The 14,626-nt window shown below is 63.0% G+C and carries 13 protein-coding genes; 5 read left to right on the top strand and 8 right to left on the bottom strand.

The genetic code is table 11. From position 1 onward, the window contains the following. The first annotated feature begins 56 nt into the window (after positions 1–56). Entirely contained in the window at positions 57–1,556 is a 1,500-nt protein-coding gene (locus Q4G20_RS09930) for a CoA-acylating methylmalonate-semialdehyde dehydrogenase (protein WP_303343287.1), read from the top strand. A gap of 65 nt (positions 1,557–1,621) precedes the next feature. On the opposite strand, the gene Q4G20_RS09925 is transcribed toward Q4G20_RS09930, so the two are convergent. Next, a complete protein-coding gene (locus tag Q4G20_RS09925) occupies positions 1,622–2,215 on the bottom strand; it encodes a VPLPA-CTERM sorting domain-containing protein (RefSeq protein ID WP_303343286.1) in 594 nt (197 codons plus the stop codon). Between the two features lie 276 nt (positions 2,216–2,491). On the opposite strand from Q4G20_RS09925, the gene Q4G20_RS09920 reads away from it, so the two are divergent. The 4 genes from Q4G20_RS09920 (at position 2,492) to Q4G20_RS09905 (ending at position 5,906) form a co-directional block, all read left to right on the top strand. Continuing rightward, positions 2,492–3,637 (top strand): acyl-CoA dehydrogenase family protein, encoded by a 1,146-nt coding sequence (locus Q4G20_RS09920; protein WP_303343285.1) that lies wholly within the window; start codon positions 2,492–2,494, stop codon positions 3,635–3,637. Between the two features lie 3 nt (positions 3,638–3,640). Beyond that, a complete protein-coding gene (locus Q4G20_RS09915) occupies positions 3,641–4,642 on the top strand; it encodes an enoyl-CoA hydratase/isomerase family protein (RefSeq protein WP_303343284.1) in 1,002 nt (333 codons plus the stop codon). Between the two features lies 1 nt (position 4,643). Beyond that, positions 4,644–5,519: a 3-hydroxyisobutyrate dehydrogenase gene (mmsB, locus tag Q4G20_RS09910; RefSeq protein ID WP_303343283.1), complete on the top strand. Its 876-nt coding sequence runs from the start codon at positions 4,644–4,646 to the stop codon at positions 5,517–5,519. A 96-nt stretch (positions 5,520–5,615) separates the two neighbouring features. Then, the gene (locus Q4G20_RS09905) at positions 5,616–5,906 is read left to right on the top strand and encodes a hypothetical protein (RefSeq protein WP_303343282.1); all 291 of its coding nucleotides are present in this window, start codon (positions 5,616–5,618) and stop codon (positions 5,904–5,906) included. Here Q4G20_RS09905 and recN read toward each other — a convergent pair. The 7 genes from recN to Q4G20_RS09870 all read right to left on the bottom strand — a co-directional run bounded on the left by recN (position 5,903) and on the right by Q4G20_RS09870 (position 14,608). Beyond that, positions 5,903–7,549 (bottom strand): DNA repair protein RecN, encoded by a 1,647-nt coding sequence (recN, locus tag Q4G20_RS09900; RefSeq protein WP_303343281.1) that lies wholly within the window; start codon positions 7,547–7,549, stop codon positions 5,903–5,905. The genes Q4G20_RS09905 and recN overlap by 4 nt on opposite strands. Before the next feature lie 7 nt (positions 7,550–7,556). Further along, positions 7,557–8,399 carry an outer membrane protein assembly factor BamD gene (locus tag Q4G20_RS09895; protein ID WP_303343280.1) on the bottom strand — a complete coding sequence of 281 codons (843 nt, stop codon included), beginning with the start codon at positions 8,397–8,399 and terminating at the stop codon, positions 7,557–7,559. Between the two features lie 142 nt (positions 8,400–8,541). Then, positions 8,542–9,486 (bottom strand): UDP-3-O-acyl-N-acetylglucosamine deacetylase, encoded by a 945-nt coding sequence (gene lpxC / locus Q4G20_RS09890; protein WP_303343279.1) that lies wholly within the window; start codon positions 9,484–9,486, stop codon positions 8,542–8,544. Positions 9,487–9,714: 228 nt separating this feature from the next. Continuing rightward, positions 9,715–11,259 (bottom strand): cell division protein FtsZ, encoded by a 1,545-nt coding sequence (gene ftsZ / locus Q4G20_RS09885; protein WP_303343278.1) that lies wholly within the window; start codon positions 11,257–11,259, stop codon positions 9,715–9,717. Between the two features lie 200 nt (positions 11,260–11,459). Then, complete coding sequence (ftsA, locus tag Q4G20_RS09880) at positions 11,460–12,794, bottom strand: cell division protein FtsA (protein WP_303343277.1); 1,335 nt, start codon at positions 12,792–12,794, stop codon at positions 11,460–11,462. 15 nt (positions 12,795–12,809) lie between these two features. Continuing rightward, on the bottom strand, positions 12,810–13,730 hold the full coding sequence (locus Q4G20_RS09875) for a cell division protein FtsQ/DivIB (RefSeq protein ID WP_303343276.1): 921 nt from the start codon (positions 13,728–13,730) through the stop codon (positions 12,810–12,812). Continuing rightward, complete coding sequence (locus Q4G20_RS09870) at positions 13,721–14,608, bottom strand: D-alanine--D-alanine ligase (RefSeq protein WP_303343275.1); 888 nt, start codon at positions 14,606–14,608, stop codon at positions 13,721–13,723. Before Q4G20_RS09870 ends, Q4G20_RS09875 begins: the two co-directional genes overlap by 10 nt. Positions 14,609–14,626 lie beyond the last annotated feature (18 nt).

The raw sequence follows: 14,626 nt of genomic DNA, 5'->3' as shown, positions 1-14,626 counted from the left end.
CTTTTCCCGGCGTTTTCGCAAGCCTATGCTGCGCCCAAATTTAGCAGGAGGATGCCATGAAAGAGATTCATCACTGGATCGACGGCAAAGAATACAAAGGCACGTCGGGTCGTTTTTCGGACGTGTTCAACCCCGCCACCGGCGAAGTTCAGGCCCGCGTGTCGCTGGCGACCAAAGATGAACTGAACATGGCCGTCGAGCGCGCGGCCGAAGCACAAAAGGCGTGGGGTGCCACCAACCCGCAGAAACGCGCCCGCGTGATGATGAAATTCGTGGACCTGATCAACCGCGATATGGACAAGCTGGCCGAAGCTCTGTCGTCCGAACACGGCAAGACCTTCCCCGACGCCAAAGGCGACGTTCAGCGCGGGCTTGAGGTGATCGAATTCTGCGTCGGCGCGCCGCATCTGCTGAAGGGTGAATTCACCGACGCCGCCGGTCCCGGCATTGACATGTATTCCATGCGTCAGCCGCTGGGCGTTGTTGCCGGCATCACGCCGTTCAACTTTCCGGCGATGATCCCGCTGTGGAAAATGGGTCCGGCCCTGTCCGCCGGCAACGCCATGATCCTGAAACCGTCCGAGCGTGACCCTTCGGTTCCGCTGATGCTGGCCAAACTGCTGCAAGAGGCAGGCCTGCCCGACGGCGTGTTGCAGGTGGTGAACGGCGACAAAGACAGCGTGGACGCCATTCTGGAAAGCCCGGTCATTCAGGCCGTGGGTTTCGTGGGTTCGACCCCGATTGCGCAATACATCTACGAAGGCTGCGCCCGCACCGGCAAGCGTTCGCAATGTTTCGGCGGCGCGAAAAACCACATGATCATCATGCCCGACGCCGATCTGGATCTGGCGGCTGATGCTCTGGTCGGGGCTGGCTTCGGCGCGGCGGGCGAACGCTGCATGGCGATCTCGGTCGCGGTTCCGGTCGGCAAAGAAACCGCCGACAAGCTGATCGAAAAGCTGGTTCCCAAGGTCGAAGCGCTGAAGGTCGGCCCCTATACTGCGGGCAATGACGTGGATTACGGCCCCGTCGTGACCAAAGCCGCCAAGGAAAACATCCTGCGTCTGGTGCAAACCGGCGTGGATCAGGGCGCGACTCTGGTTGTCGATGGCCGCGATTTCAGCCTGCAAGGCTATGAGGACGGATTCTTTGTCGGCCCGCATCTGTTCGACAATGTGACCACCGACATGGACATCTATAAGACCGAGATTTTCGGCCCCGTCCTGTCCACCGTCCGCGCCGACAGCTATGAAGAGGCACTGGATCTGGTCATGAACCACGAATACGGCAACGGCACCGCGATCTTTACCCGCGACGGCGACACCGCGCGCGATTTCGCCAGCCGCTGCAATATCGGCATGGTGGGCATCAACGTGCCGATCCCGGTTCCGCTGGCCTATCACACCTTTGGCGGCTGGAAAAAGTCGGGCTTCGGCGACCTGAACCAGCACGGCCCGGATTCGTTCCGGTTCTACACCCGCACGAAAACCGTGACGTCTCGCTGGCCCTCGGGCATCAAGGAAGGCGCGGCCTTTAACTTCAAGGCCATGGACTAAGCAAAAAGGCCCCGGTGATCCGGGGCCTTTCCTTTTGGGGCCGGGCGCATCAAACGCCCGGTTTTTTATGCGCTGCGGCGGCGGGTGGCGGCCAATGCGCCCATCCCGGCCAGCAACAGCAACGCCGATGCGGGCAGCGGAACCGGGGCGGGTTGCGGCAGCGGTTCCGACCACGGCCCGATCCGGATGTTGTCCAACCGCACTTCGCCCAACCCACCCATCACGCGCGCATGGTCGGTCATGCGCAAAAAGGTGATGTCCTGCAATTTGCGATCCTGCACGATGTGGCCAATGGACCGCACGACGTCGCCTTCGCCCGCGCGATAGGCCAAGGTGCCGTGATCGGTTTCAAAAGTCACATGAGTGTCGGGTTTCAGCAGGCGGAACCACAGGCTGGCAATGCCGAACACATCGCCCGCAAGGGACCGCATTTCCACCACGCCCGCGCCACTGGCCCCGCCGCAACGCCCTTCGCGGGCGTTCGGGACGACCGACCAGCATTGCCCTTTATGGAACTGCACCCGGTCAAAAATGAACCCATTTTCGACATAATTCGAGCTGCCGCGCACCTGCACATCGTCAAAGGTAATCATGGATGCCTGTGCCGAACCAGTCATCATGACGGCCGCCAGCACGGCGGAAAAAATCTTGAACTTCACCACACGTCCTCCGGTGCGAATCGTAAACACTTCGTTAATCTTTACATTGAAAAGTGACGCAGGTCACTTGCAACGTCAGTTTTTTTTTTGCTGCGCCTCGCTGTTGCACCGCCAAAGTAACGCGGTTGTTATGAAATGGCTGGCCGGAACGCTCTGACGCGTCCCCCTTGAAACCACCTGCGCGGCGTGATTTTGTACAAGAAATGCTTGAGTTTTGGCGCGTAAAACCGCTAATTTAACGCATGTTCAATTCAACCCACCGGGAGGATACGGTCGATGGATTTCGCGCTGAGTGAAGAACAACAAGCCATTTTCGAAATGGCTCAGGATTTCGGGCAGGCGCGCATCGCCCCCCATGCGCAGGAATGGGAAAAAGACGGCACCATCCCGCGCGATCTGTGGAAAGAAACCGCCGAACTGGGTCTGGGCGGGATCTATGTCAGCGAAGAATACGGCGGCACCGGCCTGTCGCGTCTGGATGCGACGCTGGTGTTCGAAGCCTTGGCCATGGCCTGCCCCTCGGTCGGGTCGCTGTTGTCGATCCACAATATGTGCGGCGGCATGATCGACAAATTCGGCAGCGAAGACGCAAAACAACGCTGGCTGCCCGATCTGTGCAGCATGGACAAAATCTTTAGCTATTGCCTGACCGAACCGGGCAGCGGGTCGGACGCCGCCGCCTTGCGCACCCGCGCCGACCGCACGAATGACGGGTTCCGCATGAACGGGTCCAAGGCGTTCATTTCCGGCGGCAGCTATTCTGACGCCTATATCGTGATGGCCCGCACCGGTCAGGACGGCCCCCGCGGCATCAGCGCCGTGATCGTCGAGGACGGCACCCCCGGCCTGTCCTTTGGCGCCTTGGAACACAAGATGGGGTGGAAAGCGCAGCCGACGACCACCGTTCAATTCGACGATTGCGACATCCCCGCCGATAACCTGCTGGGCGAAGAAGGGCGCGGCTTCAACTATGCCATGGCCGGTCTGGATGGCGGACGCCTGAACATCGCGGCCAGTGCCTTGGGCGGCGCGCAGGCGGCTTTGGATAAGACGCTGGTTTATATGGGTGAACGCAAGGCGTTTGGCAAATCCATCGACCAATTCCAGGCGCTGCAATTCCGGCTGGCCGATATGGAAACCGCGTTGCAATCGGCCCGCATTTTCCTGCGCCAAGCCGCATGGAAGCTGGACAACGGCACCCCGGACGCGACGAAATTCTGCGCTATGGCAAAGCTCTATGTCACCGACAAATCGTTCGAGGTCGCGAACCAGTGTCTGCAACTGCATGGCGGTTACGGCTATCTGGCGGATTACGGGATCGAGAAAATCGTCCGCGACCTGCGCGTTCACCAGATTCTGGAAGGCACGAACGAAATCATGCGCCTGATCGTGGGCCGTGCGCTGTTGGCCGAACGGGGCTGATCTGTGACAGACGTTAATATCCGCGCAGCAGGGCGGGCGGGGCGCATCACGCTGACCCGCCCCCATGCGATGAACGCGCTGACGCATGACATGGCGATTGCCATTCATCAGGCGCTGCGCGACTGGCGCGACGATGATGGGGTTGATCTGGTCATCATCGACGCGGCGGGCGAAGGCTTTTTCTGCGCCGGCGGCGATGTGGCCGCGCTGTATCACGCCGGAAAACGCGGCGATCATCATGTATCGCAGGCGTTTTTCCGCGACGAATACCCGATGAACGCGGAAATCGCGGATTATCCGAAACCCGTGGTCGCGTTCATGCACGGCTATACCATGGGCGGAGGCATTGGTCTGGGCGGCCATGCCAGCCACCGGATTGTCGGCAACACCACCCGCATGGCGATGCCGGAATCCATCATCGGGCTGATCCCGGATGTCGGTGGCACATGGCTGCTGGGCCGCGCGCCGGGACGGATCGGGGAATATCTGGCGCTGACCGGCGAACGGATGCGCGCGGGCGGGGCAATTCACGCGGGCTTTGCTGATGTGTTTCTGCCCGAACGCAAATGGCCCGCGCTGATCGCGAAACTGGAAGAGACCGGCGATGTCGGCGTGATTCAGGGGCAAACCCCGCCGCCATCCACGCTGGCCGAACGCGATTTGTCGGCCTTTGGCGGGCGCGATGTGGACGAAATTATCGCCAATCTGCGCCAGCAGGGCGACGACGCGACGGCGGCTAAAATCGCGCATAACTCGCCTCTGTCGCTGGCGGCGGGGTTGCAGATGGTGCGCGCCGCGCGCGGCGATGACCGCCTGCAAACCGCATTATCGCGCGAATTTCGCTTTACCTTCCGGGCGTCGGAGCAGTCCGACTTTATCGAAGGTGTGCGCGCGCAACTCATTGACAAGGATCGCAGCCCGAATTGGACTGTGGACGGATCGGACGCCTCAGTTCAGGCCATGCTGGCCCCGCTGGGCGACAACGAATTGACGTGGAGGGAATAACATGAAAATCGGCTTTATCGGTCTGGGCAATATGGGTGGCCCGATGGCCGCCAATCTGGCGCGCGAAGGGCATCAGGTCGCGGGCTTTGACATGGTGGCGCCCATGCCGGACGGCGTGAACCGCGCCGACAGCGCCGCTGCCGCTGCCACGGATGCGGATGTGGTCATCACCATGCTGCCGAATGGTCAGATCGTGCGCGCCGTCGCAAATGACGTGATCGCCGTGATGAAGCCCGGCGCGGTTCTGTGCGACTGTTCCACCGTGGACGTGGACAGCGCGCGCGCGGTTGCCGAACAGGCCCGCGAGGCGGGTCTGGGTGCCGTGGATGCGCCGGTCTCGGGCGGCATTGGCGGCGCGCAGGCCGGGACGCTGACCTTTATGGTCGGTGGATCGGATGCCGATTTCGCCACCGTCGCGCCTCTGTTAGAGATTATGGGCCAGAAATCGGTGCATTGCGGCGATTCCGGCGCGGGTCAGGCGGCCAAGATCTGCAACAACATGATTTTGGGCGTCACCATGATCGCCACCTGCGAAGCCTTTGCTTTGGCTGACAAATTGGGTCTGGACCGTCAGAAGATGTTCGACGTGGTGTCGACCAGCTCGGGCTATAGCTGGAGCCTGAACGCCTATTGCCCCGCGACCGGAGTCGGCCCGCAATCGCCGTCGGACAACGACTATAAGCCCGGTTTTGCGTCGGAATTGATGCTGAAAGACCTGAATCTGTCGCAACAGGCCGCCGAATCGGCCAGTGCGGATACGCCGATGGGGGCTTTGGCGCGTCAGCTGTATGAAGATTTCGTTGACCGCGAAGACGGTCGCGGGCGCGATTTCTCGGCCATGCTGCCGCGTTTCACCAAGCGCGAACGCAGCGCCTGACCGGTATCACCCGCGCGCAGGGCGGTTATGCTCTGCGCGCGGGAACTGAATTGGCGGCGGCGGGTTAAACCTACATCAGTTTCAGGAAACCTTACGATGTCAAGCCGCAGCCACCCGATCCTTATTGCCGCCATCGCGCTGTGTGTCAGCGCGGGGCTGTGGTCGGTGCAGGCGGATGAGCAAACCCCGGCGGATGTTCCTGCGCCCCGTTATCACATCGGCGATCTGGTGCCGCAGGGCGATCTGCGCATCATTCGCCACCCCGGACAATATGGGCTGTCGGTGCCGCCTGCGGGCAACAGCTATGCGATTGTGCAGGGCAAATTGGTGCGGGTGGACACCGAAACGGGCGCGATCCTGTCGATCCTGCGCCCGATCCGACCCTAACCGTTCAGCAAAGCGCGCGCCGCGTCGGTCGCGGCATCCGTGATCCGGTCGCCTGCCAACATCCGCGCGATTTCGTCCACGCGCTGCGCCGGTTCCAGCGGCGTGACGGTGGATTGAGTCACCCCATCCTGCACCGATTTCGCCACGCGGAAATGTGTGTTGCCCAATGCTGCGACCTGCGGCGAATGGGTCACAACCAGCACCTGCGCATCAGCCGACAGCGCGCGCAGCCGCCGCCCCACAGCGTCAGCGGTCGCCCCGCCAACGCCCCGGTCGATTTCGTCAAAAATCAGAACCAGCGCATCATTCCCGCGCGCCAGACACACCTTTAACGCCAGCAGAAACCGCGACAATTCCCCGCCCGATGCAATTTTATCCAGCGGCCCCGCCGGTGCGCCGGGGTTGGTCGCGACGGTAAAGGCCACCATGTCGCGCCCATCCGGCCCCGGATCGGCGGGGGTGACGCGGGTTTCAAACACCGCGCGTTCCATTTTCAACGGGGCCAGTTCCGCCATCACCGCCACATCCAACCGCGCCGCCGCATCGACGCGCGCCGCCGTCAGCGCCGCCGCCGCCCGGTCATAATCGGCATCCGCCGCCGCCATGGCCTGCCGCAGATCGGCCACGGCTTTGTCCCCCGATTCGATCCGGTCCAGACGCGCGCGCAGATCATCGGCCAGCCCGGCCAGATCATCGGCCAGAACGTCATGTTTCCGCGCCAAAGCACGCAGGGCAAACAGCCGTTCTTCGGCCTGTTCCAATTCGGCGGGATCAAAATCCAATTCGCGCAGCGCGTCCTGAACCCCGCTATGCGCATCGCCCAGTTCAATCAGCGCCCGCGACAGCGCAGCCAGAGGCGCATCCAGCCGCCCATCCGCACGATCCGCCGCGCCGTCCAGCCAGCGGGTCGCGTCCAGCATGGCGCCCTCGGCCCCTTCGGACCCCAGCATATGCAGGGCGCGGGCCACGTCGTCGCGGATGCGTTCGGCGGCCTGCATGGCGCGGCGGCTGATGTCCAAGGCGGCTTCTTCGCCGGGCTGAGGGTCCAGCTTGTCCAATTCCGCGACGGCGTGGCGCAGGAATTCCTCTTCGGCGCGGGCGGCGGTAATCTGAGCCTCGGCATCCGTCAGCGCGCGGGCAGCATCGCGGCGCGCGGCCCAGGCCTGACGCACCGCCCCCCCGTCAATCGCAGCAAAGGCATCCAACATCGCCCGATGACCGCGCGGGTTCAGCAACCCCCGGTCGTCATGCTGACCATGCAGTTCGACCAAGACCTCGGACAATTGCCGCAAGACCTCGCCCGACACGCGGCGGTCATTCACCCAGCCGGTTTTGCGCCCGTCCGCGCCATTCACGCGGCGCAAGATCAGTTCGTCATCATCGACCGTCACGCCCGCATCGGCCAAGATCGCCCGCGCGGGGTGGCCGTCGGGCAGGTCGAACACCGCCGTCACCTCGCCCTGCGCGGCGCCTTGGCGGACCAGATCGGCCCGACCGCGCCAGCCCAGCACAAAGCCCAGACAGTCCAGCAAGATCGACTTACCCGCGCCGGTTTCGCCGGTCAGCACGTTCAGACCGGCACCGAATTGCAATTCCAGCCGGTCGATCAACAGGATGTCGCGGATATCCAGACTGCGCAGCATCGGACCGTTACAGCCAGCGGCCTTCGATCATCTGGCGATAGACATTGGTTAACCAACTGTCGCCCTGCGGAGCAGCCTGCAAACCACGCCCCCGCAGCTGCGCATAGGCATCCTGATAGAAGGGCGAGGATTGGAAATTATGCCCCAGAATCGCGCCCGCCGTCTGCGCCTGATCGTTCAGGCCCAAGGCCAGATACGCTTCGACCAGACGCATCAGGGCTTCGGGGGTGTGGGTGGTGGTCTGGAATTCTTCGACCACGACGCGGAACCGGTTCACCGACGCGGCGTAGTGGCCGCGCTTCAGATAATACCGCCCGATTTCCATTTCCTTACCGGCCAGATGGTCAAAGGCCAGATCGAATTTCATCATCGAGCTGCGGGCGTATTCGCTGCCGGGATGCTGTTCAATCACATCACGCAGCGCACGCAGCGCCTGAAAGGTCAGGCCCTGATCGCGGCCCACATCGTCGATCTGGTCGTAATAGGACAGCGCCAGCAGATATTGGGCATAGGCCGCGTCTTCATCCCCCGGATAGGTGGTCAGGAAACGCTGCGCGGCAGAGCGCGCCTCTTCGTAATCGCGGGCGCGGTGATAGCCATAGGCCTGCATGATCAGCGCGCGCTTCGCCCATTCGGAATAGGGATACAGCCGTTCGACTTCGCCAAAGTAATGCACCGCATCGGCGGGGCGGCGGGTGTTTTCCAGTTCATATTCGCCGCGCTTATAGATTTCTTCGGCGGTGAAGTGTTCAAGGTTCTGCACCTTGCCGGATGAGCTGCCCGAACAGCCGGCCAATGCGCCCGCCATCACCACAGCCATCACCGTCCCCGAGATTTTCCAGCGCGACATACTGACCCTGCCCTGCAATTCCGTTCAAGGCGCCTTTGGGCTGCGCCGCCGACACCGATTAGCACAGAACATCACGGGGCGCAAAATGGCAATGCGTTGAATTAAGCGCGAATTGATATTCCGTGCGATTCTTGCGGCCCCGTTATTCGGCGGCCAATGCAATGGCGGACGCCGACCCCGCATAGGGGCCGTAACCCGCGACGCCTGCACCGGGCAGACGCCCCTCTAACGCGGGGGAACATTGCACCCATTCCCACGCGGTCGGGTCGGCAAACAGCGCGCGCAGCAGGCGGTTCGTCATCGCATGGCCCGCACGGTGGCCGGTATATTGCGCAAGCAGCGGCGCACCCGCCAATGCCAGATCGCCCACGGCGTCCAGCATTTTATGCCGCACCGCTTCGTCATGATGGCGCAGCCCGCCCGGCGACAGCACATTCGCGCCGTCCACGACAACCGCGTTCAGATAGGTGCCGCCCAAGGCCAGCCCGTTTTTGCGCATCATTTCCACATCCGCGGCACGGCAGAACGTGCGGCTGTCGGCCAATTCGCGCACAAACGCGCCATTCGCCATATCCAGATGCTTTTCCTGATGCCCAATCGCAGCGTCTACAAAGTCGATCTGGAAGTCGATTTCCAAATGGTCGCCGGGGGTCAGGCGGGCAAATGCCTCACCCTCGCGCACCTCGACGGGGCGCAGAACGCGGATGGCGCGCAAGGGGGCGCGTTGCGTTTTGATGCCCGCATCCATGATCGCGGCGACGAAGGGCGCGGCAGAGCCATCCAGAATCGGCACCTCGGGGCCGTCAACGGTGACGACGGCGTTGTGAATACCGGTGCCGGACAGCGCGGCCATGACATGTTCGACCGTGGACAGCGTGACCCCTGCCCCGTTATCCATCAGCGTGCAGAGTTTCGACGGCGTGACAAAATCCCAACGCGCGGGAATATCAACCGCCGGGGTCAGATCAACGCGGCGGAACACGATGCCATGATTGGCCGGTGCGGGGTGGATTTCCAGCGTCGCCGGTGCGCCTGAATGCAGGCCCACACCGTCGAAACGCACCATCTTTTTCACCGTCGCCTGCATCGTCGCCTGCCCATTGTTTTGTTCATCGCGGGAATCGTTGTTACCGCTGACTTTCAGCTAAGGCCTGCCCCGGCGCCGTTCAATTAACGTTTTGTAACCGGGTGAAACATTCCCCCAACCCCATGGGCGGACCGTCGCGCATTGTGGATCACGCGATTGATTTACAAACGAAAAAGAGGCGCAGAACGCGCCTCTTTCGTCAGCAATGCTGTCATTTTCGTGAACGGATCAATTCGCCTGACGACGCAGGAAGGCCGGAATTTCCGTGTTGTCGCCGGCGTTGTCCGGGCTGGCCAGATCGTCGAAATCGGCGTTCTGTTCGCGCGCACGCAGGGCGCCGCGTTCGCTCATCCGGCCCGACACACGTTCGGCAATGGACGACGCGGACGGTTTCGGCGCGGTGTGATCGGCGTCGTGGCCGGTGATGCGGTCGAACAGACCGGCCAGACCAGCGGCGCGGCGGCTTTCGCGGGCAGCGTCGTTTTGCTGCGGCGCGCGGGCCGGTTGCTGCTGCGACGCGCGATGTTCCACGGCGCGTTGCAGGCGTTCCTGCACGGCCTGCGACACGCTGCCTGCCGGAGTCGCGGCAGCGCGCGGCGCGGTCAGCATCCCGTCATCCAACGACGCCGGTTGCTGCGGCGCGCGGCTGGCATAGGCGGGGGCGGGCATGTCTTCGGGTTCAGCAGGCGCAGCGGCCACCGGCGCGGCGGGTTGCGGCGCAGGGGCGCGGCGCGGCGGCACAGGTGCCTCGGCCACGGGTTCCTTGGCGGCGGCGGGCGCAGGACGCGGGGCCGCGGCCCCCGCCGTGGCCGAGTCGATCCCTGTCGCCACGACCGACACGCGGATCGCGCCTTCCATATCCGGGTCCAGCGTCGAACCGACGATGATATTCGCGTCCGAATCGACCTTATCGCGCACGACATTGGCCGCTTCGTCCAGTTCGAACAGCGTCATGTCATAACCGCCGGTGATGTTGATCAGAACACCACGCGCGCCGTTCAGGCTGATTTCATCCAACAGCGGGTTGGCAATGGCGCGTTCCGCCGCCTCTTTCGCGCGGTTTTCGCCGGTGCCTTCGCCGGTCCCCATCATCGCTTTGCCCATTTCGTCCATCACGGCGCGCACATCGGCAAAGTCCAGATTGATCAGGCCGGGGCGGACCATCAGGTCGGTGACGCCCTTAACGCCCTGATACAGAACGTCATCAGCCATCGCAAAGGCTTCGGTAAAGGTGGTTTTTTCGTTCGCCAGACGGAACAGGTTCTGGTTCGGAATGATGATCAGCGTATCGACGACTTTTTGCAGCGCCTCGACCCCTTCATCGGCCTGACGCATCCGCTTGCTGCCTTCAAACTGGAACGGCTTGGTCACAACGCCAACGGTCAGGATGCCCATTTCACGGGCGGCCTGCGCGATGATCGGGGCCGCGCCGGTGCCAGTGCCGCCGCCCATACCGGCGGTGATAAAGCACATATGCGCGCCGTCCAGATGATCGACGATGTCTTCGATCGTTTCCTCGGCGGCACTTGCGCCGACGCTGGGTTTTGCGCCCGCGCCCAGACCCTGCGTGACCTTGGGGCCAATCTGGATACGGCTGGCGGCGCGCGATTGCGCCAATGCCTGCGCATCGGTGTTGGCCACCACGAATTCGACGCCGTCCAGCTGCTTTTCGATCATGTTGTTGATCGCGTTGCCGCCAGCACCGCCAACACCGAACACGGTGATGCGGGGCTTCAGCTCGTCATCGTCATTCATCGTCACATTGAGCTTCATTGTTTCCGCCTGTTTATCGCTGTTATGCTGTCCGGGCGCGTCTGTCCGCATCGAATCCCCGTCTTATCGCCAATCGTAGCGTTTCAGCCCGCCCACGTCACCCAAAAAACGTGGGGAAATCGCAAAATATGGCGGTCGAAAACGCCAATTAAGCGGCATCTTGCCCATGCCGCTTAATCTGGTGTCGATCCCCCGGCGCGTTACCAGTTGTTCGCAAACCACCGATACGCCTTGCGCAGGCCACGCCCGGCATAGGCATCGCTGGGCATGTCGAAATCCCACCATTCATCCTGAGGATGCGCGGCAAACAGCGCCAGCCCCACCGCGCTGCTGAACCCCGGCCCGGTGAATTGATGCGCCAGCCCGTCGATGCGCAGAGGACGCCCGCAGCGCACATTCGGCCCCAAAATCCGCGCGGCCAGCCCGTCCAGACCGGGGATTTGGCTGCCGCCGCCGGTCAGAACGATCTGCTGGCTGGGCATGTAGTCAAATCCTGCGGCGTCCAGAACTTCGCGCACGCCTTCCAGGATTTCTTCGACGCGGGGGCGCATGACGCCGATCACATCGGCGCGGCTGACGGCACGTCGGTCGGTTTCCCAGTCGCCGGTTTCGCCGCTGACATCGATCATGTCGCGGTCGTCGCGGCTGGTCGCTTCGACCCCGCCATTCAGCGTCTTGATCCGCTCCGCCACCGACAGAGGGATGCGCAGCCCCTGCGCCAGATCCTGCGTAATCAGGTTGCCGCCGATGGGAACATGTTCGGAAAAGATCATGTGTTTCTTGATAAAAATCGACACGGTTGTGCCGCCGCCGCCAAAGTCGATGCAGGCCGCGCCCAGTTCCTGTTCATCCTCGACCAGACTTGCGCGGCCCGAAGTATAGGCGGCCGACGCAATCCCCGCCAGTTCCAGATCGCAGCGACGGATGCACTGAATGATGTTGCCAATCGCATCACCATCTGCCGTTAAGACGTGCATATCGCAGAATAATTTGTTGCCGACGTGATCGCGCGGATCGGTCAGGCCCGACCGGTTGTCGATGGCAAAATTGACCGGCTGGGCGTGCAGCACTTCGCGCCCGCGGCCAAAATCGGGGACATCGCAGGCGGCCATGACCGATGCCACATCGTGATCGCGCACACGGCCCGATTCCAGCGAAATATCCCCCGCCAGACCATAGGACGCGGGCGCGCCGCCCGAAAAACACGCAATCGCGTGATCGACGCGCACGCCTGCGACCTTTTGCGCCGCGGTCACGACGGTGCGGATCGCGCGTTCGGTTTCGGCCATGGTTTCAATCACGCCGCGCCGCATTCCGCGCGCCCGCGTCGTGGCCGCGCCGATCACGCGGAAATTCGCCTGACCCGCCATCGGCCCCACGCCGTCGGTTTCGCGAAACGTCCCGGTGCCGTCAAAACTCAGCACAAAGCACGAAATCTGCGATGTGCCAATGTCCAGAATACCGACCACGCCGCGTTGCAGGGCGGCCTTGCGGATTTTGCGCATCGCGCGCTGTTTTTGATACAAATCCGTCATCGCGTTACCCCCTGCTTAGCTTTCGGACGGCAGAACCGCCCCGTTTGGTCCCAATAACGGCAATCCCCGCGCCGCCCGGATCGTATTGCGCGCATCAATGCCCAACCGCAACACCGGACGCGACGGATCGCGCAAATCAAGGTTCGTCACATCGCGCCCGAACAAATCCTGCGCCCGGTTCAGGGCAATCGCGGCCTCAAGCGCCACCACAGCGCCCTGTTCCGGCAACATGATGCGTTGCCCGTGATCCAGAACCAGATCCCAGCGGCGTTCTCCGCGCCAGACCAGCCCCCGCACGCGCGGCAAAATCGGCCCCGCCGCGTCGAACAGCGCCATGGCCTGATCGGTGACGCGATCCGCGCCTTCGCCGGAAATCAGCGGCAGGTCGCGGCGCACATCGCGGCTGGTGACGCTGGCGACGCGATGCCCGCCTTTGTCCAGAATCTCGATCCCGCGCGCGTGACGCCAGAGCAGCGCCGGTTCGCGTTCCTTGACCACAGCCGCCAGAACACCGCCCGGTTTGATGCGCAGATCAATGCTTTCGATCGCGTCCAGCTGCATCACCTGCAACCGCAACGCCGACAGGTCGATGTCAAAGCTGGACGCCGGCAATTCCACCGGCAGCATCCCCCGCAGCGCGCGATCCACCACGGGCGACGCACCTTCGACCGTCATCATGCGCACCTGAAATTCATCGCGCGCCTGCACCTGCGCGACAGCACCGGTGACGCCATCACGCAGCAACGCGCGGCGGTCCTCATCGGCCAGCCACAGCCCCGCAATCATTGTGATCACAAAAACCGGCGCGCCGATGCGGAAAATACGGCGATACAGAGGCGTCAGCCACATGCGTTCCAGACGGTATTTCAACCGCGACGGCGCGGGGTCGCGGCGGCGCTGTTTGCCGGGGCGGTGATCGTTAATGATTAACGACACAGCGCGTCCTCCACCATCCACCGCATCAGATCGGGAAAGCTGATGCCCGCATGCGCCGCCTGTTCCGGGGCCAGCGATGTGGGGGTCATGCCGGGCTGGGTGTTCACTTCAAGGATAATCAGCCCGTCGATGCCGCGTGTGTCGTCCCAGCGGAAATCGGTGCGCGTCAGCCCGGTGCAGCCCAGCGCGTTATGCGCGCGCAGGGCCATATCCAGACAGGCGGCGGTGATGTCAGCAGGAATATCGGCGGGGATCACATGCCGCGACCCGCCGGTGGTGTATTTCGCCGCGTAATCATACCAGCCCGTCGTCACAATTTCCGTCACGCCCAGCGCGCGGTCGCCCATAACCGCGGTCGTCAATTCACGCCCCGGCGCATAGGTTTCCACCATCACCCGGGCGGGCATGGTGTCGGCCAGTTGCGGCGGCTGGTTCGCGCCGTCATGCACGATGTAAACGCCGACCGACGACCCTTCGTCATTGGGCTTCACGACATAAGGGGGCGCGATGACGTGTCGCGCGCGCACATCAGAGGCGTCGGCAATCACGCTTTGCACCACGGGCAGACCGGCGGCGCGGAACGCATCCTTTGCCCGCGTTTTGTCCATGGCCAAGGCAGATGCCAGCACCCCCGAATGGGTATAGGGCAGGCCCAGCCATTCCAGCACGCCCTGCACGCAGCCATCTTCGCCCCAACGGCCATGCAGGGCGTTGAACACCACATCCGGCGCAATGTCGGTCAGGCGGCGGATGATGTCATCCCCGCGTTCGTTGCCCAAGACAACCTCGGTTACGTTAAATCCTGCCACCCGCAGCGCAGCCGCGCATTCGCGCCCTGTGGACAACGACACCTCGCGTTCAGCCGAGGGGCCACCCATCAGAACCGCGACCGAGTG

Origin of the sequence: Paracoccus sp. (in: a-proteobacteria) (assembly GCF_030538495.1) — a bacterium.
Classification (GTDB): domain Bacteria; phylum Pseudomonadota; class Alphaproteobacteria; order Rhodobacterales; family Rhodobacteraceae; genus Paracoccus.
This window is presented reverse-complemented; position numbering and strand designations above follow the sequence as displayed.

Bases quoted from the DNA above. Each gene is read 5' to 3' on its own strand.
- recN (WP_303343281.1), bottom strand. From the start codon at position 7,549: ATGCTGCGCAGTCTGGATATCCGCGACATCCTGTTGATCGACCGGCTG.
- Q4G20_RS09920 (WP_303343285.1), top strand. From the start codon at position 2,492: ATGGATTTCGCGCTGAGTGAAGAACAACAAGCCATTTTCGAAATGGCT.
- Q4G20_RS09870 (WP_303343275.1), bottom strand. From the start codon at position 14,608: ATGGGTGGCCCCTCGGCTGAACGCGAGGTGTCGTTGTCCACAGGGCGC.
- Q4G20_RS09905 (WP_303343282.1), top strand. From the start codon at position 5,616: ATGTCAAGCCGCAGCCACCCGATCCTTATTGCCGCCATCGCGCTGTGT.
- ftsA (WP_303343277.1), bottom strand. From the start codon at position 12,794: ATGACGGATTTGTATCAAAAACAGCGCGCGATGCGCAAAATCCGCAAG.
- lpxC (WP_303343279.1), bottom strand. From the start codon at position 9,486: ATGCAGGCGACGGTGAAAAAGATGGTGCGTTTCGACGGTGTGGGCCTG.
- mmsB (WP_303343283.1), top strand. From the start codon at position 4,644: ATGAAAATCGGCTTTATCGGTCTGGGCAATATGGGTGGCCCGATGGCC.
- Q4G20_RS09930 (WP_303343287.1), top strand. From the start codon at position 57: ATGAAAGAGATTCATCACTGGATCGACGGCAAAGAATACAAAGGCACG.
- Q4G20_RS09895 (WP_303343280.1), bottom strand. From the start codon at position 8,399: ATGTCGCGCTGGAAAATCTCGGGGACGGTGATGGCTGTGGTGATGGCG.
- ftsZ (WP_303343278.1), bottom strand. From the start codon at position 11,259: ATGAAGCTCAATGTGACGATGAATGACGATGACGAGCTGAAGCCCCGC.